The sequence below is a fragment of the Serratia proteamaculans genome (genome assembly GCF_949794035.1).
Lineage (GTDB): Bacteria > Pseudomonadota > Gammaproteobacteria > Enterobacterales > Enterobacteriaceae > Serratia > Serratia proteamaculans.
In genome coordinates, this window is sequence record NZ_OX461105.1 from 3045757 (window position 1) to 3064042 (window position 18286).

The window sequence follows — 18286 nt, forward strand, 5'->3', positions numbered from 1 at the left end:
ATTAAATTCCCGCATTGAAATTAGTGGTCACTCTTGTTTGCGTGCCAGTCAAGTTAAGTGAGTTCTGCGCATTGCCTACACAATGGTTAAAGGAAATATCAACGTCAGTCATCGTTTTTGTTGCATAAACAGGGTATTGTTGGGTTGGCGCTGGTTGCCCCTCGCTATTAAACTGCAAAACATCACGAAGTTTATTACCAGTTATAGTACACGCCTGCATCGGAACCTTGATATTTATGGCATCCCCCGCCGTAATTTTACCATTGGCCCATATTCTGTTGTTGGTAACATCAGTGTTAATAATAATATTTCCCGCTTCAAAGTGAATGCCATGACGGCCATTTTCATAGATATCATTACTGGTTATCAGAACACTACTCACTTTTACTTGAGAGTATGTGTAGCGGTGATTAATTCCGTCCTCACCATTACCTCTTATTTTATTTCCAATAAACTGATATTCCCCCAACAGTGGATCGGTTTTCTGACTGTATGAATAGATACCGTGTGACGCGTTATCGCAAATCATGTTGTTTGTCACCAATGCTCTGCGCCCCGGTTTGCCACCGTTATTTGTTCCAGGATACAACAGGTAACCATACTTATTGCTGACCATGTTATTAGAGGAAACAATTAGCCCCTCAATTCCACAATCGGAGATACCAGCAAAATTTCCTGAACAGAAATTATCTGTTGCCACACCGCCTTTAGCGGATCCCGATAATTGTGGCTCAAAGAAAATGCCAAAATTTTTGTTTGCGATACATTTATTCTTTGATACGAAAATAGGCTCAAACTCTTTCGCGCCAGTACCCAGGCCGATACCAGACGCGCCTAGAGGGCGAGACGTGATATCAGAATTCCAATCTCCCGTCCCTAATCGACCGCAATTATTGACAAGGCATCGTGTGATGGAGCAGTTGTCAGGAAAATCAAGCCCGATTCCAGACGCGCCAATGTTAGTCACTTCAAGTTTATCGAGGACTGCATTAGAGTAATACTGGAAAAACATCCCCTTTATATCTGGGATATAACCAGATATCGGGCTTAAAACCTGATTCTCACCGTCAATCGTGAAATCAGAGAAGAAAACATCATCCAAATATGCATTGGCATTACCGATATAGCGCATGGCAGCATTTGATTTGTAAGGTAGGAGTATTGTTCTTCCTAATCCCGCACCAATTATTGAAACATTTGATTTCGGCGTAATATGGCTTGATAAAGGGTAATTACCTTCTGGAAGATATACAACCCCTCCCCCCTGCCAGCTCATCCAGTTTACGGCTCTCTGAATTGAATTGAGCGCATTCTCTCCCGTTTTCGCATTAAATCCACAATGCCGAACGTCAAGAACCCGTCGGCTTTTTATGATGCTATCAATCTTTAACTTGTGCGAGTTGAGCATATCCTGAATAGAGGCTTGCATATCAGGTAAATGGAGGTGCCCATACTCATCGATGGATCCATATGCGGCATTATCAGCATCCGACAGAAGGTTAAGATAGGGGCCTTTGTTTTTATCAAGAGACTCCATTTTTTCCTGAACGCTACCATGTACACCAATAATATGAGTTCCTCCAAACTCATCACTCACAGTAATAGTGTTACCTACAGCATCAGAAGATAACTCAATACTATCATTTGTATCATGGCTGACATAGACAGCTAAATCATTAGCACCAAGTGATCCGGCAACTTCAAGTGCTACGCCATCTTTATTGACGTAAGTTTTGAAGCCATTCCCTACGCCTTGCCCCACACGGAAGCTTTTACCATTAGGTGTTCCAGCCAAACCGGCAATCGTGCCATCTGGGTCTTCTGGGGTTACATAGTATGTGTTAGCGTCAGCGATGTTCTGGACGTTTTTCGCCGCTTCTTTGGCATCTGCAGATGCGGCCTTAGCCTCGCGACTATATTTAAACGCAGCATCGGCCGATTGCGCAGCGCTATCAGCCGACAAGCTGCCTCTTGCTTCGTCTGTTGCCTGCTGAGTGCTGCGAGTACCTAGCACAATGTCGGTTCCGACGATGCCATCAACTGGCAGTCCTTCTGATGACATATATAATTCTCCGGTAAGTAATTTATATCAATAATAATAATGACTCTTGTTTTACCCAATGATGTTCATTAATTGGTTTAAACCCCATCGATTAATCTTTACCGTTTTTAAAAACAAGAAAACATCCAATCAGGATTCATGGTGTAGCCTACATAATTTAGTGAATTAAAGAAGTGCGAAAAATTAGAATTAAGCCGCCCTCACGATGTAGTTAAATGCAATATTACGGGGTCGAGTTTCACCACCTCCGGTAGATGAAACATTATAAGTACCTGAGTTGCCTCCTCGACCAAATATATTTACACCCGCACTACTGTTATCAGGAACCACGATATAGTCGTGCGTGTGCGCCTTAAATTCATCTGACTGACTTGATAATACCACTCGACCGGGATCCACACTTCTCCCACCGTCCCATCCTCTGATAAATTCTCCGCGTAAATCTGGTAATAACCCTGTTGGGTATGCGAGGGCAAGTCGAGGGTATTTTACTTTATCAAACGTAGAACCATTACATATCAGCCATCCAGTTGGCGGTGTTGAAGTAGGCCACGGCTGGGGAATGCCGACAGGCATAATATTCATCAACGCTTCTTGCAAATTTTCCTGCAGAGTTGTCAGGTCCCCATCATCAAGAACATCCCGTCCTGTTTTATCTGCAATAAACTGTCCAAGAACAGCGGCCATCGTAGAACCTTGGCGCCACACAGTGTTCAGCTGCTCAGACTTGGCAACGCCAGAAGAAAAGCCCGCCGTGCGCGCCGGCAATGCCTGATAGTCAGCATTAGGTACAACGTTGGCATTTGCTGCGGTACCGAAAGGTAAAAATTCGTTCTTAGCCATTTGATGTTCCTAATAGTGTTCCCCAGGCGCCCTTATCAAAGCCGGAGATAAATTCGTTATCGATATCGAAGCCGAACAGCGGCCCCGATTCGGTGGTGATGGTGTAATTCTTGATGCGGACGGTGGACGGTTTAATGTCCAAATAACCTAGTTCGATCACAGCTTTCATAACCGGCGTTATACGGTCACCGGTGATATAAACCGACATCGTCATATCAAAATTATCGACGGCGAAAATCTTGGTTTTTCCGTCTGGAAAAATTATCTGATAGACATCGCTAAGCGTCTCAGTAGTGCCGTCCCAGTGGTTGGCCGCAATTTTCGCGCGAATGATGGTTCGATAGGTGTCGTCGTCTAATTCAGTAAAACCACCAGCATCGTACCGACCCCGCCATACACCAGCATCAAAGCCCAGCTCGGCATCATCCAGAGAGAAGTAAACTCCGGTGATCGGCGTGGCTATCTTCCGCCCTATTCCCACCCACAGCCCGACAGCGTCCAGTTGCACACCGATGGCCGTGTCCAAGTCGAAATCACCTATCAGTTTTGTTGTGGCGTTCTGCACGTCGATCAGCGGCTGGGTGATGAGGGAGATATGGTCGTAATATTTGGGTTTGTGCTTGTGATAGGACGTGATGAGTTTTTGGTATTTCGTTTCACTCATGGGATCACCACCACTTCGATGTTTTCCGGCGCACAGGCGGCCACGGCGTTAAAATCGATAATGAGGTTTGTCGGCGCCAGGCTACCCGCTGAAATGCCGATCTGCAGGTCCGTGATATCAAACGTTGCACTGTCGGCCACACCGTTCAGGTTGGCAGGCAAGTACAAGCGAGTGAGATATACCGGATCGCCAATCTCGATTTCATTGATGTAGGCTGCTACGGCCGTTTTGATTTCCTCACCTACGCCGGAGGTGTAGCCCTGCAGTGCCTTAATTTCTACACGGGCAAAAATGTTAACGCTCGTAGGACGGTAGAAATGGATCGGATGAACGATGCCGTATTTGTCGGTAACGTCGATCGAAGTTGTGCCGTAAGTGCCACCGCCGGGGGTTTTCTTCGTCGCGATAGTTTTCGCGATTGCCGCAGCATCTCCACCGGCGACCACCAGCGAAATGCTATGCGGAGGCAACCCATTGGCATCTTCTACGCTGGTGTCGTTCTCATACCCCCGATACCGCTCAACGCCGCCCAGCGTCGCAACAGCGCCCATGATGCCATCGAGCACGGTCAGGGACGGAATAGCCACAGATTTAGCCTGCCGCTGACGCAACTCCGCATCGGTTTCCACTTTGCGCCCTGCGGTGGCCGCTGCCAGGTTGGTTACCGACTGCCAACCCCGCGTCGGCGTGCCGATCTCCGTGATAGTTCCCGCTGGCGCCACTACAGCACCGTCAATCTGGCAGGTTGCTGTCACGGTCACCGTGCCATCGATACCGATAACCACACTGGCCGGCAGTGACCAGGTGATACCGTTGCTGTCACGAACGGTACCATTGGTTATCGACACGCCGACCTGCCCAATAATGAGCACATCAGCCATTGAGCGTGACGCAGGTGTCACAGCAATGCCATTAATTTTGACGTTTGATGCCAGTCCGCGCCCCTGGGCAGTTGCCGGACTGAATGAGTTATAGACGGCGATCGCCATGTTATTGGCATCGTGAATACCCAGGGCATAGATAGCCAACATCTGGCCGTCTTTGCTGTCCGGATCCAGATAGACGTCATCACCATAAATCTGCTGAAAATAGCCGGTCAGCGTGTTGAGTATCGTCTGGTAATCAGGCGCGCTGATGCCGCTCGCAGTCACGGTGGCCGCAAGCCCTAATGTATCGAGATTTAGCATTATGCCTCGCTGGTTACAGTCGCTTCGCCGTACAGCGTGTTGATGGTCGCGGTGAATATCACGCGTCGCGTGTCTGGGTTATATTCGGTGGTAAAAGTTAGTATTTCGCTCACACCCTGGGTGCCGAGAATCCGCTCGCGAACCGCCATGTTATAGGCGGCTGATTTGTGCTTGCCGAGAATGGCCTCGCGGTACGGCGTCCCCTCTGTCACATCGAGAAACCACTCGCCCGCCCACAGTTCGAAACGTGTTTTGACAGCCTGTGCGACAGCCTCCGGGGTGTTGGTAAGAAAGGTGTTATCACCCTGGCCGAAAGTGTAATCGTCGCTGTCGCCCTCTTTTCGATATCGCATCAGCTCACCTCATCAGTATCGTCGTTGCCATGCTGAACCCCGCCGTGTTTGTGCTTGTCATCGATCTGTTTACCATTGGCGAATACCTTGCCGATAAACTCGACAGTGCCGGTTATCTTGGCTGCGGTTCCGCTAGCGATACTGCCGACCATGCCACCCATCCACGTTAGCAATCCCTTGACGGTGACAGCTTCAGAGAAGTCAGCCTGAGGGGTAATTACCTCAAGGCCACCCGGGGCAACGATTTTCATTTTTTTGGTGGTTGGATTGATTTCAAGATAGGTTGAACCGTCATCGCTACGGAACTGTGCTGAAGTGGTGCTGATATTTTTAATTCTGTTTGGCTGGGATATTTTGCCCACATAACATGTTGCGTCAGACAGGCTGTGCATACGATCGGATACGGGTTCCTGCACCCCGCCATTTTGCCAGAAAAAATCAATGCAACGGTCATGAAACCTGATTTCACACTCATCACCAAGATTAACCGGAAACGTAATAGTCACACCACCAGCGCTGGGAAACACCACAGGCACATCTACCAGCAGCGGTAAATTTGAGGAATTAGCCGTACCATCGCTGGTCGGTATATAGCCTTTCACCACAGGTTGAACGACACAGGTAACCGCGTCTGAGTCGAAAGATTGAATAATACCGGGGATTGATACGCGCATTCCTGCGCTGACAGCGTCCATCAGCGCCTGGTCAGATTGCGGCTTATCACCTATTAGAGATGAGAGAGATACTGGCATGAATACAACACCAATTTACGCAGTGGGTTGCCGACTTTCATTTTCATCGCCCGCACCATCAATTCCATGCTCATGATTAGCTCCCCAGCCCATCTGCAAGCTGGCGGCACGCGTCCTGGTACTGCTCCGGCGATAAGTTTTCATCACGCAGCGCGGCCTTGCCCTGCTCGTATTGTTCCCAGACTGCATGTGCAGCGGCCTGGCGATCTTCGAAAATCGGTCTGATATCTGCGGCGTCAGCAGGCATGCCATTCAGGCGCCAGCCGTTCCGATATGTGATGTGATCGGTTTGCATATTGGTCTTTCCTCGATACAGCGTTTTTACGCGGCGCTGGTCAGGCGCTGAGTTTCCTGCAGGGCGCTTAATGCGCCGGCTATTCGTTGTGGTGTGTCATAGGCACCAAGCAAAATTGCGATAATTGCCGCGGCAAATTCTCGAATGGCCACTGACAGTAGATACTGCGGCGTTGGGCCATCCAATCGTGCGCGCCGTTCTGCTGGCATGGCCGCGATCATCGCGTCGGCCAGTTCCTGCACCTTTGCCCGGGCGGCTTTCGAGTCGCTGCGCATATGACGAAATATCGCCTGCCTGTTGGTGTTAATCGCACGCCAATCAGCGGTACCGGCAGAATCTTCAATCGGGTAAAGCCGCACGCGGCCGCCGTCAGCTCCGATCTGGAACCACGCGCGGCTGATCTCGATGGCCACATGTTCCTGACCACTCTCAGCCGCCCAGGCCGTAATTTCATTTTTCAGTTTTTCGATGTGTTCCACTTCGCGTCTCCTGTCGCTCGAAAACCAATTTCACTTAATCAGATTTCGGTGGGGTTGGTTGTTAAGCTGCAGTCTGTTCGGGCAGACCGTCGCGAGCATTTGGATAAAGATCAGGCCGCAATTCATGCGGCGTAACTTTGAAACCTGTGGCTGCTGCCCATTTGATCACTACTTCACTACCAAGCTTGCAAGAACCAGCAACAACTCGGCTTACATAACCCTGTGATTTTTCAACAGCCTGAGCAAACTCTTGCTGCTTGATGCCGGTTTCATTGAGATAACTTTTTAAGTCCATCACCCTTCCTCGTGTTGATGTGATGAATCAATATTACCGCTACGAATATTAAAAGATCAAGCGTGGCGGTGATTGGATGATATTAATTCTGCGAATAAAATGGCTTTATGAAGAAAAAACCGCTCGATATCAAAGACCAAGAGACTGCAGAACGTCTGCGGAAAATTTGGGATGAGAAGAAGGTCACATTACGTCTTACGCAAGAAAAGGCGGCAGACGCGCTTGGTTTCGAAACGCAATCAACAATCAGCCAATACCTGACTGGGAAAAACCCTCTGGGTACCGATGCGATTCTAAAGTTTGCAGCCCTTCTTGGAGTTAAGCCGGAAGATATAAAACCAGAACTCAAAGAGATGATGAATTATGTTCGCAAGTCGGGTGAACATAGCGAAGACATTGCAGCGCCAGGCTGGCAAATACTTAAACCAGAGCAAGCAGAGCTAATAAGCTTGTACGAGAGATTGCCAGAGAGTGAAAAAACAAGACATATTAATGACTTAAAAGAAAAAGTATCTGGCTTCGATAAGTTATTCAAAGAGCTGTTAGCCGCAAGAAAACAATAAGTCCTCCTACCCTCAAGCCCGCATTACGCGGGTTTTTTATTTTTTATCACCCCAAAAATCAACAACATATTACCTTTGCGCATAATAATATTACCGCCACGCTTGACCAATTGTTATTCGCAGCGGTAATATTGAACATATCAACAGCGCACTAACCCTGCAGCAGTTGTTCAGAATGTTCCGCCAGCCGGGCGATACGCGGCAAAGAATTGAATGACCATTGCTGTGTGAGATTTGGCCCCGAACCTTGGGGCAATTTTTTACAGAGCAAATCGAGGAAAGACCAACGGCATGACCAGCCTGACAGCCGGGAAAGACCGGCAACCGCCAGACGTAAAAAAACCCACCGAAGTGGGTTCTTTTACCCCGGATGCCGACCAAAGCAACCGGGAATGATACAGGGGACCAACCCTGTATCGAGGAAAGACCAACAACCCAATGAGCTGTCGATCAGCTCCGATTATATCAGGAGTCGCTATGAAAGCACTACAGATACCCGTCACGCTATTTATCCATGCAAACACCTTCCCAAATGGCGAAGGCTTCACAGTCACTACCGCTGATATGTCGTCTTTCCGTGGTTACGTGCTGCTGGAAACTCGCCAAATCCATATCGATGTTAACCAGCCAGAACCGATCGACATCATCGGCAAGCAGGTTGAAGCGCTGCAGGTGGAAAAAGCCCGACTGGCTGACGCCACCTATAAGCGTATCGCCGAGATCGATGATCAGGCACAGCAGTTGCTCTGCATTGAGCACTGCCCTATCGACGCCCACGAAATCCCATTCTGAGGGCGCGATCATGGATATCGAAACTCACAACCTGAGCGCTGAGCTAGCGCTGTGGCAACGCCATGACGCAGCCGAACAACGTGACCAATTCGAAGCCGCTGCGACGCACGGTTACTCCGACGAGGCGATCGAGGTGTTCACCCATATCGACGTCACTGCCGCCGACACCCGCGACCGCCTGCTGATGGCCATAATGATGGCGACGCCTGACACTCTACGCCTGCGCCAGAATGAGCTGTACAGCTGGTATTGCGACAACGTGAAAACCGTCGCGAACGAGATATTTTAACCCACCCCGGCGCCTGACCAGCGCCGATTTTTACAGAGGAAAGACCAATAATGACCATTTATATTTCACTTTTTGAGCCGAAGAAAAAGGCTCAGGTAAACGGCGCTGTGGCGCTGGTTATCGCACTGGAGGCTCCAAGCAAACGAGCAGCCGAAAGCATCGCCTTAGGGAAGCTGTTCGAAGCCTATCCGGAAGGTGGTGACAACTTCTTCAACCCGAAGACCGTTGAAGATCAAACAGGCAACCCACGTCCGGCCGTTGGCCAGTTCGATGAACAGTTCGCTGCAGAGAACGTTTTCGACGGCAGCAAGTGGGCACCGAAAGAGCCTGAGCCAGAACTCCCGGCCGGGCCGGTAGATTTAATGTCACAGCCTGCCAACGTCCGTATCACCGCGGTGGTGATGTATGGCGACGGTGAGATCGATAACAGTCAGTTGTCGATGGCGGTCGATTTCATCAACGATGAAGAAACCCCCGACGATACCGGCATGCGTGCTGTGATCGATGGACTTATATCTGTAACGCAGGTCGGCGCTATGTATCCAAGTGCCGTTTATAGGTTGGTGTCTGCGCTGTTCCAACAAGCTGGCGATAAAATGCCGACGCAAAATGATGTTGCGACGTTTGCCCAGGCATGGGTAAGCAATCCCAATGAGCGTGACAAGGTCAAGCTGACCAGCACCAGCACCAGCACCAGCACCAGCACCAGCACCAGCACCAGCACCAGCACCGAAAATACCGGGGGCGTGCCGGATTACAACACCCTCAGCATGCATACAGCTTTATCGATCATGGGTGTTAATCCTGCTACAGCCAAGGCGACGGACGTGAAGAATGCAAAAGAGATCATCGCGTCACGTGATTATGCATGGCGTGCATGGGATAAGTCGCTACGGGTTATCGTCGGTATTCTGGGGGTTGATACCGACACACGCCACGCAATCATTTCCGAGGGGCTTAAAAATCTCGGGTTGGTAAAAAGTGACAGCGACGAAAAGCGTCTGCACTTTGTAAAAAGCCGTCTTGCCGGTCACCCAGCATGCACCGAGCTGGCGAACTATGGTCAGCAGACTGAGAAAAGCGTCGAAGTCGCAAACCTTGGCGGCGGCTGCTTCTCAGTCGAAGGTCTGATCGGCGACGAAACTCAGCAGGAACAGGTTACCGACGCAGCAGCTCAGCAGGCTAAACAACAACTAGATCAAATGGGGTACGGCGTATATGCCGAAGAGCCAGAGCAAAAATCTGAAATGCGCCAGCGTGCGGAAGAACTTGCAGTTGAAGCCACCGAGCTGGCGAAGCGGATAAAGGCCGACGATTTCCAGCAACGCGCAGCCCAAGTTGAGCAGACGATTGCTGAACAGCCAGCAGAAGATCGCGACAACCTGGGTATTTGGAACCGCGTTTATAAAACCGATGCCAAATTTACCAAGGCTTTCAGCAATAACGGTGGCGGTACCTCAATCAACGGTACCTACATGGTGATGCAGGCCACAAAGGTATTCGGGCCGCAGGGCATTAATTGGGGCGTTGAAATCATCGAGGAGCGTTTCGATAACGGCGCTCCGATCATGCAGTCCGTTAAACAAGAAGATGGCAATTTTGCCAAAGCAGTTATTCCTAACGGATCTGGCGGGTACCTGTGTGAAGTGAACCATGTGGCAAAAATCCGCCTTTGGTACAAGCACGACGGCAAGACTGGCGAGGTGTTAGCGTATGGCTGCACACCGTACATTTACCAGAGCAAACACGGTGCAATGAGTGACGGTGAAGCACCGAAGAAATCCCTCACTGATGCAACCAAAAAAGCCCTCTCACAACTTGGCTTCTCCGCCGATGTGTTCCTCGGCTTGTACGACGATCTGGCCTATCGCCAAGAGAACGAGGCAGAGTTCGCACTCAAAAACGCTGGCGAAAAAGCCGAGGGTGTTACCCGCCTACGCGAAGAGTTGGACGAGCATATGACCAAAGTTGCGGAAACCCTCAAAGGTGCGGTAACGGTCAATGAAGCAAACAAGGTTCACGCCTCAGTCGTCCGTGAAATTGAAGCATACCGTAAGGCTGCCGACGCCAAGGGTGATAAAGAACACGCCCAGTATCTGGCTGGCCGCCTGCGTCGCCTGACCGCACTGAAAGATGAGCGTATCGCCGCCCTGTCTGAGGAGAAAGCATCATGAGTACTACCGCCATTGCATTAGCCGCTGATTACGCCAAGTTTCAGGAACTGATTGAAACCTCCGATGACCTAACGCCGGAGATGATCGCCGACACGCTTGAGGGGATTGAGGGCGCGCTGGGAGATAAATTGGACGGGGCATTCACTTACGTGCGCAATTTGGAAGGCCTGGCAAAAACCGTTGATGAAGAGGTTAAGCGCCTGACAGAGCGCAAGCGATCCTTCGAAAATCGCGCAAAATCGATCCGAAAATACGTGCTGGCTTGCCTACTGGCCAGTGGGCAGGACTCGCTAAAAACCACAACCAACACTTTCACTGCGCGTAAAGGCGTGGCCAGTGTGGTGATCGACAATGCCGATCTGCTGCCGGATGAACTGGTGACCGTGCAAACACTGGTGGCACCGGACAAAAAGGCTATCAAGGAAGCAATTGAGAACGGTGTGGACGTCAAAGGTGCACACATCGAGATCGGCGAACGTTCGCTGCAGGTGCGGTAATCAACCGGCCCCGGCAACGGGGCTAATACTGAGGATTCACCATGCTGAGAATGTATCTGGCCAAAGGCGACGCCATTCACGTGACATTCCCGGATGGAACAGCCGGGATCATTGAGGCTGAAAGCCGTGGCGAATTGGCTTTTCACTTTCCGCAGAGTGTGCGGCTAACGCGAGAAAAGGAAGCGTTTAAAAAACCAATTCCGCCTAATCGGAAATAATACCCCGCCATCGTTAGCATTGCTGGAAACCACACAACGGGAAACAGCAATGCAACGATGGCAACCAGGCGCCCGCCTACTCTCTGATTTCGATATCAAGATCGGCCGGCTATCCGCCAGCGTCAGGAAAAAGACGCTCAGCGATGACGATATAATCCGGGCTTGTCGTGTGACCGACGACGCTATAGCCCAACTGATGAAACCGAGGAAAGACCATGCCCAACAAATTGACCCTGGGGGAGTGGAATAACCGGCTCCCGCGTCCGCGTAGCCATGAAACTGTGCGCCGATGGATACGGGCCGGGAAAATATACCCCGCCCCCGAACTGGATGGCCGCGAATACCTTTTTGATGAACGGGCGGTCAAAATTGACCCGCAGAATCAGCGTGCCCCGATCAACACGTTACTGTCGAGAATTACCAATGGCCCGGAACCGAAACCACGCAAGGCGAGACCTGCCACCAAACCTGTACGCTCGTAACGGCGGCTATTACTGCTACCGCGACCCACGAACGGGAAAAGAGTACGGGTTAGGCCGGATAAAGCGCGACGCGATAAACCAGGCGATTGAAGCCAACCTGCAACTGATGGACTCAGCATCTCGTTTGGTGGATAGGATCAACGGAAAGGCGTGTGTGACGTTCCATGATTGGCTGGCTCGTTATGATGAAATTATCACGGCTCGCGGTTTAAAAGAAAAAACCCTCGAAGACTACCGTAACAGGATCCGAGCCATAACCAACGGTTTCGCTAACGTTGAAATCAACGTCATCACCACAAAAGATATTGCGGAATTTATCAACGCATACGTTAAGCAAGGGAAAAACATGAGAGCTAAAGCATTACGCGCATCACTCGTAGATATTTTTAAGGAGGCCATCGCCGACGGGCATATTCAAACAAACCCTGTAGATGCCACGCGTAACCCAAAAGCAGAGGTGCAACGCGAACGCCTTAAGTTGGATGAGTATTTTAAGATCCGCGAAGCAGCCAACAAACAAGCACCATGGGTTGGTTTAAGCATGGACTTGGCATTGATCACTGGCCAACGCGTCAGCGATATCAGCAGCATGAAATGGTCAGATGTTCATGACGGAAAATTGTGGGTTGTTCAACAAAAAACAGCCTCAAGGCTGGCGATCCCAGTCAGCCTCGAACTTGAAGCCGCAGACTTAAAACTTGAGGACGTTCTGGCGTGCTGTAAAGCAGCATATGGGGATTGCGAAAACGTGCTGGCCAGCCACCTGCGCAGTGCCCTATCCCCCAGCACGATCTCGATGGGGTTCACTAAATCTCGCAAAGATTCAGGCCTGGACTGGGAACAACCACCATCATTTCATGAGTTGCGCAGCCTTTCGGCAAGACTATACTCGAAAGAGAAAGAGGGGAATTTTGCTCAGCGTTTGCTCGGCCATAAGTCCGCAGAAATGACGGCAAAATATCAAGATGATCGCGGTAATCACTGGGTTGATGTATAACTGATTTTGACTGAATTTCGACTTATTGTGACCTGTCGTTTTTATTTCACTGATTTAAAACGGTTTATTATTACATGAACTATGATTGATACAGGGTCTGCCGTTCGAGCAAGGTCCGTAATAACGAGGGTGCGCTGATGACTACTTCAACACATGATAAGGTCAAGGAAGATAAACGTCTGAGCGATGGACCGGACTGGACGTTCGAGTTGCTGCAGGTGTATCTGGAGCACATCGATCGCGTAGCCAAACATTACAGGCTCGACACCTACCCGCATCAGATCGAGGTCATTACCTCAGAGCAGATGATGGACGCTTATTCCAGCGTCGGCATGCCGATTAACTACACCCACTGGTCATTCGGTAAAAAATTCATTGAGACCGAGCAGCGCTATAAACATGGGCAGCAAGGCCTGGCCTATGAGATCGTGATCAACTCCAATCCCTGCATCGCCTACCTGATGGAAGAAAACACCATCACCATGCAGGCCTTGGTGATGGCGCATGCCTGCTACGGGCACAACTCCTTCTTCAAAAATAACTACCTGTTCCGCAGTTGGACCGACGCCAGTTCGATCGTCGATTACCTGCTGTTCGCCCGCCACTACATCAGCCAGTGCGAAGAGCGCTACGGCGTTGAAGAAGTGGAGAAGCTGCTCGACTCTTGTCATGCGTTGATGAACTACGGCGTAGATCGCTACAAACGACCACAGAAAATTTCACTGGTCGAAGAAAAAGCCCGCCAGAAAAGCCGTGAGGAGTACCTGCAAAGCCAGGTGAACACGCTGTGGAAGACCCTGCCACGGGTTGAACGTGAAGAAGCACCAGAACAGGCGCGCCGCTATCCAAGCGAACCGCAGGAAAACATCCTCTACTTTATGGAAAAGAATGCGCCGCTGCTGGAGCCCTGGCAGCGTGAAGTTTTGCGTATTGTGCGCAAAGTGAGCCAGTATTTTTATCCGCAAAAACAAACGCAGGTGATGAACGAAGGCTGGGCCACATTCTGGCACTACACCATCCTTAATCATCTGTACGACGAGGGCCGGGTAACCGAACGTTTTATGCTGGAGTTTTTGCACAGCCATACCAACGTGGTGTATCAACCGCCTTATAACAGCCCTTATTACAACGGCATTAATCCGTACGCTCTGGGCTTTGCCATGTTCCAGGACATCAAGCGTATCTGTCAGTCGCCAACCGAAGAAGATCGTTACTGGTTCCCGGATATTGCCGGTAAAGACTGGCTGGAAACACTGCACTTCGCCATGCGCGACTTCAAGGATGAAAGCTTTATCAGCCAGTTCCTGTCACCGAAAATCATGCGTGATTTCCGGCTATTCACCGTACTGGATGACGATCGCAATAATTACCTGGAAATTGCAGCGATCCATGATGAAGCCGGTTATCGGGCGATCCGTGAAGAGCTGTCGGCGCAATATAACCTGAGTGACCATGAGCCGAATATTCAGATCTGGAATGTGGACTTACGCGGGGATCGCTCGTTGACGTTGCGCTATATCCCGCAGGACCGTGCACCGCTGGACAAGAGCCGGCGTGAAGTGATGAAACACCTGCACCGCCTGTGGGGTTTCGACATTATTCTGGAGCAACTGAACGAAGATGGCAGCGTTGAGCTGCTGGAACGTTGCCCACCGCGACCGGCACCGCTGTAAGATCAGACCATAACAAAGGGGCGCCATTGGCGCCCCTTTTGCTTAATGCGGGTGATAGTGTTAGCGGCGGGCTTCGGTCAGATCGCTTGGCATAGTGCCTTGCATGCTCTGCCAGATGGCACCGCTATCTTTACCGTAGTTACGCACGCAATCCATTACCTGATCGTACGACTTCTCATGGCACAGCGTTGACAGCTTGCTATAGAAAGTCAGCGCCAGCTTGCGGGATTCAGGGTTTGAGAAGTAGTAGCGGCCAACGCGGGTATACAAGCCTTTCAGACCGTTGAAGATCAGACCGTAAATCGGGTTGCCGGAGGCAAACGCCAGACCACGGAAAATTTCGTAGTCCAACAGGTTGAAGGCGTCCGTCTGATCTTCCACCTGGGTGGCTTTCGCCAACACTTCCAGAGCGGCTTCAGGATGGTTACGCACCGCTGCGCGAATAAAGATCGCCGCAATATTGGTACGAACCGACAACAGGTTGTCGATCAATTGTGGGACGCTCTGATGATCGAGGCGTGCCACCGTCTCAAGGATATTGAGGCCGGAAGTTTCCCAGAAATTATTTACTTTGGTCGGTTTGCCATGCTGAATGGTTAGCCAGCCATCACGGGCCAGGCGTTGTAAAACCTCACGTAACGTGGTGCGCGTAACACCAATCAGTTCTGAAAGCTCACGCTCCGCGGGCAAAATAGTGCCAGGAGGGAAGCGATTATTCCAGATACTCTCGATAATGTATTCTTCCGCGAAACCGGCAGGACTCTGCGCCTTTATGACCATGTGTTTGACGTTCCGTAGCGACGATAATCAGTAATAGTAGTCGGCTGATCATACCAGATCGCTATTGCATGACCTAGCGTGAGCGAAAAACATTGAACGAAACTGTGCATAAAGTGGCAAAAAACCTGCAAAAACACCGCATAGAGAAATTTCTCGTCGTAAAGCAAGCCCGTATTGCATCTGCCCCGGCGGCATTGTTAGGCTAGTATGAGACAACTTATTTTCAGGACGTGTAATTCATAATGGAAACAACCTTACGCAGTGCCTTGGTAAAAAACTTCCTCGGGCAATCACCTGACTGGTACAAACTGGCCATTCTCATTTTCCTGGTGATCAATCCACTGGTTTTCTTCCTGGTCGATCCGTTCATTGCCGGTTGGCTGTTTGTGGTCGAATTTATCTTTACCCTGGCGATGGCGCTGAAATGCTACCCCCTGCTGCCGGGTGGCCTGCTGGCCATTGAGTCGGTACTGATTGGCATGACCAGCCCCGATCGGGTGGGCGAAGAAATTGCCCATAATCTGGAAGTGCTGCTGTTGCTGATCTTTATGGTAGCCGGCATCTACTTTATGAAGCAGTTGCTGCTGTTCGTGTTCACCAAGCTACTGCTCAACATTCGCTCAAAAATGCTGCTTTCTTTGGCATTCTGCTTTGCCGCGGCGCTGTTGTCAGCTTTCCTTGATGCGCTGACGGTGGTTGCAGTGGTGATCAGCGTCGCAACCGGATTTTATTCGATCTACCACAACGTGGCTTCAAACCGTTCTGACGGCAATACTGACGTCGGTGACGACAGCACACTGGTCAGTGACGATCACAAACAGACGCTCGAACAGTTCCGCGCCTTCCTGCGCAGCCTGTTGATGCACGCCGGGGTCGGTACCGCACTGGGCGGCGTAATGACCATGGTGGGCGAACCGCAGAACCTGATTATCGCCAAAAGTGCCGACTGGGGATTTGTCGACTTCTTCCTGCGTATGGCACCGGTTACCCTGCCGGTGTTTGTCTGCGGCCTGTTGGTTTGCCTGCTGCTTGAACGCTTCGGTATCTTTGGCTACGGGGCAAAACTGCCGGAACGTGTCCGTGAGGTGCTGACCGAGTTTGACCGTCAGGCCACCGCAGGACGCAGTAAACAAGAACAGGTCAGATTGGTGATTCAGGCGCTGATCGGCATTTGGTTAGTGGTAGCGCTGGCCTTTCATCTGGCGGAAGTAGGCCTGATTGGCCTGTCGGTGATCATCCTGGCCACTTCTTTGTGTGGCGTAACCGATGAGCACGCCATCGGCAAGGCATTCCAGGAAGCGCTGCCCTTTACTGCCCTGCTGACGGTATTTTTCACCGTGGTGGCGGTAATTATTGAGCAACACCTGTTCACGCCGATTATCCGGTTTGTTCTGCAGGCAGAACCCTCTTCACAACTGGCGCTGTTTTATCTGTTTAACGGCCTGCTGTCTTCGGTATCTGACAACGTGTTTGTCGGCACGGTCTATATCAATGAGGCACGTGCCGCATTTGAAAACGGTGCAATCTCCCTGAAGCAGTTCGAAATGCTGGCGGTCGCCATTAACACCGGGACCAATCTGCCGTCAGTTGCTACCCCGAATGGTCAGGCAGCCTTCTTGTTCCTGCTGACCTCCGCGCTGGCACCGCTGGTGCGTTTGTCTTACGGGCGAATGGTGTGGATGGCTTTACCCTATACTGTGGTATTAACGCTGGTCGGTCTGCTGTGCGTACAGTTTACTCTGGCACCGATGACTAACCTGTTAACGGAGTGGCATTGGCTGACACTACCAGCGATTGAAGCCGTTGCACATTAACCCGGTTAACCCGCCCCGCTGCCAGCGACTATTTTTGTGCTGAATCAGGCTCAGGTAGCTGGCAGCAGAGTTGAATTGGTTTACACTGCCAGTTCAATTGCTTACTGCATGGAAGAATAAATATATGTTGCAATTCTTTAACCGCTGCTCGCAGGGGCGCGGTGCTTGGCTGTTGATGGCCCTGACTGCGCTGGTGCTGGAATTAGTTGCTCTCTACTTTCAGCACGTAATGCTGCTGCAACCCTGTGTAATGTGCATTTATGAACGCTGCGCGCTGTTTGGCATTCTGGGCGCCTCGTTGCTCGGTGCCATCGCGCCGAAAACGCCACTGCGCTATGTCGCGATTCTGCTGTGGATTTACAGCGCCTGGGAAGGCCTGCAGCTGGCATGGAAACACACCATGATCCAACTGCATCCTTCGCCATTCAATACCTGCGATTTCTTCGTCAGCTTCCCGTCCTGGCTGCCGCTGGATAAATGGCTGCCGGCGGTGTTCCACGCATCCGGTGACTGTTCCGTGCGCCAATGGGAATTCCTGACGCTGGAAATGCCGCAGTGGTTGGTGGGTATCTTCACGGCTTATTTGATGTTCGCCATCATCGTGTTGATCGCACAATTTGTCCGACCGCGCCGCCGCGACCTGTTTGGTCGTTAAGTCTGAGCGAATAAAAAACGGCGCCTCAGGGCGCCGTTTTTTATTGAATTGCGGATACTATGCAGAGATATAGCGACATTAAGTGTGTGTAAGGTAATAAACGAGCACTATCAGCGCCCCAGCCACGGCAAACAGACGTATCATTTTCATTATTGTACTCTCGGAACTTAGCGTGAGAGCGGTCAAACTACCTAACCTTCTGTATAAAAAGAAGCATTCGGATGGGATTTGGTGCGTAATTTACATAACATTAAGTTGGAGGGGTAAAAAGCCTTATTCGCAGGAGTACAACCTCACTTTATCGACCGTAAATCGTAATACAGTGGAACGACTCATTTCCTCCTCACTCGCTTCATACAAAAAAACTCATCATAGTGATGCATTATTGCATCAATATTTTGATGAAGTTATGCCAAAAAATC

At 50.6% G+C, this 18286-nt stretch carries 22 protein-coding genes and 1 pseudogene; 12 read left to right on the forward strand and 11 right to left on the reverse strand.

Annotation, left to right across the window (positions count from 1 at the left end):
- Nucleotide 1: 1 nt before the first annotated feature.
- From QOT07_RS14185 to QOT07_RS14230, 10 genes and pseudogenes are all read right to left on the reverse strand, one after another.
- The gene (locus QOT07_RS14185; protein WP_283603378.1) at nt 2–2062 is read right to left on the reverse strand and encodes a right-handed parallel beta-helix repeat-containing protein; all 2061 of its coding nucleotides are present in this window, start codon (nt 2060–2062) and stop codon (nt 2–4) included.
- 189 nt (nt 2063–2251) lie between these two features.
- Nucleotides 2252–2905 (reverse strand): tail fiber protein, encoded by a 654-nt coding sequence (locus tag QOT07_RS14190; protein WP_283603379.1) that lies wholly within the window; start codon nt 2903–2905, stop codon nt 2252–2254.
- Nucleotides 2898–3569 carry a DUF2612 domain-containing protein gene (locus tag QOT07_RS14195; RefSeq protein WP_283603380.1) on the reverse strand — a complete coding sequence of 224 codons (672 nt, stop codon included), beginning with the start codon at nt 3567–3569 and terminating at the stop codon, nt 2898–2900. Before QOT07_RS14195 ends, QOT07_RS14190 begins: the two co-directional genes overlap by 8 nt.
- Complete coding sequence (locus QOT07_RS14200; RefSeq protein WP_283604363.1) at nt 3566–4759, reverse strand: baseplate J/gp47 family protein; 1194 nt, start codon at nt 4757–4759, stop codon at nt 3566–3568. The genes QOT07_RS14195 and QOT07_RS14200 overlap by 4 nt, the downstream gene beginning before the upstream one ends.
- Nucleotides 4756–5109, reverse strand: a complete 354-nt coding sequence (locus QOT07_RS14205; RefSeq protein WP_283603381.1) for a contractile injection system sheath initiator — start codon at nt 5107–5109, stop codon at nt 4756–4758. Before QOT07_RS14205 ends, QOT07_RS14200 begins: the two co-directional genes overlap by 4 nt.
- Nucleotides 5109–5861 carry a Gp138 family membrane-puncturing spike protein gene (locus tag QOT07_RS14210; RefSeq protein WP_430523278.1) on the reverse strand — a complete coding sequence of 251 codons (753 nt, stop codon included), beginning with the start codon at nt 5859–5861 and terminating at the stop codon, nt 5109–5111. Before QOT07_RS14210 ends, QOT07_RS14205 begins: the two co-directional genes overlap by 1 nt.
- A 5-nt stretch (nt 5862–5866) precedes the next feature.
- A pseudogene (locus QOT07_RS14215) lies at nt 5867–5935 on the reverse strand (helix-turn-helix domain-containing protein); the annotation flags it as partial.
- Between the two features lie 2 nt (nt 5936–5937).
- Nucleotides 5938–6156, reverse strand: a complete 219-nt coding sequence (locus tag QOT07_RS14220) for a hypothetical protein (RefSeq protein WP_283603382.1) — start codon at nt 6154–6156, stop codon at nt 5938–5940.
- Nucleotides 6157–6182: 26 nt separating this feature from the next.
- On the reverse strand, nt 6183–6635 hold the full coding sequence (locus tag QOT07_RS14225) for a toxin YdaT family protein (protein ID WP_283603383.1): 453 nt from the start codon (nt 6633–6635) through the stop codon (nt 6183–6185).
- 61 nt (nt 6636–6696) lie between these two features.
- A complete protein-coding gene (locus QOT07_RS14230) occupies nt 6697–6930 on the reverse strand; it encodes a transcriptional regulator (protein ID WP_149573071.1) in 234 nt (77 codons plus the stop codon).
- Between the two features lie 107 nt (nt 6931–7037).
- Here QOT07_RS14230 and QOT07_RS14235 point away from each other — a divergent pair, with 107 nt between their 5' ends.
- The 10 genes from QOT07_RS14235 to QOT07_RS14280 all read left to right on the forward strand — a co-directional run bounded on the left by QOT07_RS14235 (nt 7038) and on the right by QOT07_RS14280 (nt 14615).
- Entirely contained in the window at nt 7038–7493 is a 456-nt protein-coding gene (locus QOT07_RS14235) for a helix-turn-helix domain-containing protein (RefSeq protein ID WP_283603384.1), read from the forward strand.
- 477 nt (nt 7494–7970) lie between these two features.
- Nucleotides 7971–8285 carry a hypothetical protein gene (locus QOT07_RS14240; RefSeq protein WP_283603385.1) on the forward strand — a complete coding sequence of 105 codons (315 nt, stop codon included), beginning with the start codon at nt 7971–7973 and terminating at the stop codon, nt 8283–8285.
- A 10-nt stretch (nt 8286–8295) separates the two neighbouring features.
- Nucleotides 8296–8574: a hypothetical protein gene (locus QOT07_RS14245; protein WP_283603386.1), complete on the forward strand. Its 279-nt coding sequence runs from the start codon at nt 8296–8298 to the stop codon at nt 8572–8574.
- Between the two features lie 50 nt (nt 8575–8624).
- Entirely contained in the window at nt 8625–10748 is a 2124-nt protein-coding gene (locus QOT07_RS14250; RefSeq protein ID WP_283603387.1) for a hypothetical protein, read from the forward strand.
- Complete coding sequence (locus QOT07_RS14255; protein ID WP_198642479.1) at nt 10745–11245, forward strand: siphovirus Gp157 family protein; 501 nt, start codon at nt 10745–10747, stop codon at nt 11243–11245. Before QOT07_RS14250 ends, QOT07_RS14255 begins: the two co-directional genes overlap by 4 nt.
- Nucleotides 11246–11286: 41 nt before the next feature.
- On the forward strand, nt 11287–11463 hold the full coding sequence (locus QOT07_RS14260; protein WP_283603388.1) for a hypothetical protein: 177 nt from the start codon (nt 11287–11289) through the stop codon (nt 11461–11463).
- 49 nt (nt 11464–11512) lie between these two features.
- The gene (locus tag QOT07_RS14265; RefSeq protein WP_283603389.1) at nt 11513–11713 is read left to right on the forward strand and encodes a hypothetical protein; all 201 of its coding nucleotides are present in this window, start codon (nt 11513–11515) and stop codon (nt 11711–11713) included.
- Nucleotides 11679–11945 carry an excisionase gene (locus QOT07_RS14270; RefSeq protein ID WP_283603390.1) on the forward strand — a complete coding sequence of 89 codons (267 nt, stop codon included), beginning with the start codon at nt 11679–11681 and terminating at the stop codon, nt 11943–11945. The genes QOT07_RS14265 and QOT07_RS14270 overlap by 35 nt, the downstream gene beginning before the upstream one ends.
- Complete coding sequence (locus tag QOT07_RS14275; RefSeq protein WP_013813304.1) at nt 11887–12942, forward strand: tyrosine-type recombinase/integrase; 1056 nt, start codon at nt 11887–11889, stop codon at nt 12940–12942. The genes QOT07_RS14270 and QOT07_RS14275 overlap by 59 nt, the downstream gene beginning before the upstream one ends.
- Nucleotides 12943–13079: 137 nt before the next feature.
- A complete protein-coding gene (locus tag QOT07_RS14280) occupies nt 13080–14615 on the forward strand; it encodes a SpoVR family protein (RefSeq protein WP_099064252.1) in 1536 nt (511 codons plus the stop codon).
- Between the two features lie 60 nt (nt 14616–14675).
- On the opposite strand, the gene fadR is transcribed toward QOT07_RS14280, so the two are convergent.
- Nucleotides 14676–15395, reverse strand: coding sequence for a fatty acid metabolism transcriptional regulator FadR (gene fadR, locus QOT07_RS14285; protein ID WP_099064253.1), 720 nt, complete (start codon nt 15393–15395; stop codon nt 14676–14678).
- Between the two features lie 242 nt (nt 15396–15637).
- Between fadR and nhaB the strand changes: the two genes are divergently transcribed.
- Together nhaB and dsbB are read left to right on the forward strand one after the other, a co-directional pair.
- On the forward strand, nt 15638–17209 hold the full coding sequence (gene nhaB / locus QOT07_RS14290; RefSeq protein WP_283603391.1) for a sodium/proton antiporter NhaB: 1572 nt from the start codon (nt 15638–15640) through the stop codon (nt 17207–17209).
- A 124-nt stretch (nt 17210–17333) separates the two neighbouring features.
- Complete coding sequence (gene dsbB / locus QOT07_RS14295) at nt 17334–17864, forward strand: disulfide bond formation protein DsbB (RefSeq protein ID WP_085117123.1); 531 nt, start codon at nt 17334–17336, stop codon at nt 17862–17864.
- Nucleotides 17865–18286: the final 422 nt, after the last annotated feature.

Coding starts and splice junctions, on each gene's coding strand:
- QOT07_RS14185 (WP_283603378.1), bottom strand. CDS start 2,062: ATGTCATCAGAAGGACTGCCAGTTGATGGCATCGTCGGAACCGACATT.
- QOT07_RS14190 (WP_283603379.1), bottom strand. CDS start 2,905: ATGGCTAAGAACGAATTTTTACCTTTCGGTACCGCAGCAAATGCCAAC.
- QOT07_RS14195 (WP_283603380.1), bottom strand. CDS start 3,569: ATGAGTGAAACGAAATACCAAAAACTCATCACGTCCTATCACAAGCAC.
- QOT07_RS14205 (WP_283603381.1), bottom strand. CDS start 5,109: ATGCGATATCGAAAAGAGGGCGACAGCGACGATTACACTTTCGGCCAG.
- QOT07_RS14210 (WP_430523278.1), bottom strand. CDS start 5,861: ATGCCAGTATCTCTCTCATCTCTAATAGGTGATAAGCCGCAATCTGAC.
- QOT07_RS14220 (WP_283603382.1), bottom strand. CDS start 6,156: ATGCAAACCGATCACATCACATATCGGAACGGCTGGCGCCTGAATGGC.
- QOT07_RS14230 (WP_149573071.1), bottom strand. CDS start 6,930: ATGGACTTAAAAAGTTATCTCAATGAAACCGGCATCAAGCAGCAAGAG.
- QOT07_RS14235 (WP_283603384.1), top strand. CDS start 7,038: ATGAAGAAAAAACCGCTCGATATCAAAGACCAAGAGACTGCAGAACGT.
- QOT07_RS14240 (WP_283603385.1), top strand. CDS start 7,971: ATGAAAGCACTACAGATACCCGTCACGCTATTTATCCATGCAAACACC.
- QOT07_RS14245 (WP_283603386.1), top strand. CDS start 8,296: ATGGATATCGAAACTCACAACCTGAGCGCTGAGCTAGCGCTGTGGCAA.
- QOT07_RS14250 (WP_283603387.1), top strand. CDS start 8,625: ATGACCATTTATATTTCACTTTTTGAGCCGAAGAAAAAGGCTCAGGTA.
- QOT07_RS14255 (WP_198642479.1), top strand. CDS start 10,745: ATGAGTACTACCGCCATTGCATTAGCCGCTGATTACGCCAAGTTTCAG.
- QOT07_RS14260 (WP_283603388.1), top strand. CDS start 11,287: ATGCTGAGAATGTATCTGGCCAAAGGCGACGCCATTCACGTGACATTC.
- QOT07_RS14265 (WP_283603389.1), top strand. CDS start 11,513: ATGCAACGATGGCAACCAGGCGCCCGCCTACTCTCTGATTTCGATATC.
- QOT07_RS14270 (WP_283603390.1), top strand. CDS start 11,679: ATGCCCAACAAATTGACCCTGGGGGAGTGGAATAACCGGCTCCCGCGT.
- QOT07_RS14275 (WP_013813304.1), top strand. CDS start 11,887: ATGGCCCGGAACCGAAACCACGCAAGGCGAGACCTGCCACCAAACCTG.
- QOT07_RS14280 (WP_099064252.1), top strand. CDS start 13,080: ATGACTACTTCAACACATGATAAGGTCAAGGAAGATAAACGTCTGAGC.
- fadR (WP_099064253.1), bottom strand. CDS start 15,395: ATGGTCATAAAGGCGCAGAGTCCTGCCGGTTTCGCGGAAGAATACATT.
- nhaB (WP_283603391.1), top strand. CDS start 15,638: ATGGAAACAACCTTACGCAGTGCCTTGGTAAAAAACTTCCTCGGGCAA.
- dsbB (WP_085117123.1), top strand. CDS start 17,334: ATGTTGCAATTCTTTAACCGCTGCTCGCAGGGGCGCGGTGCTTGGCTG.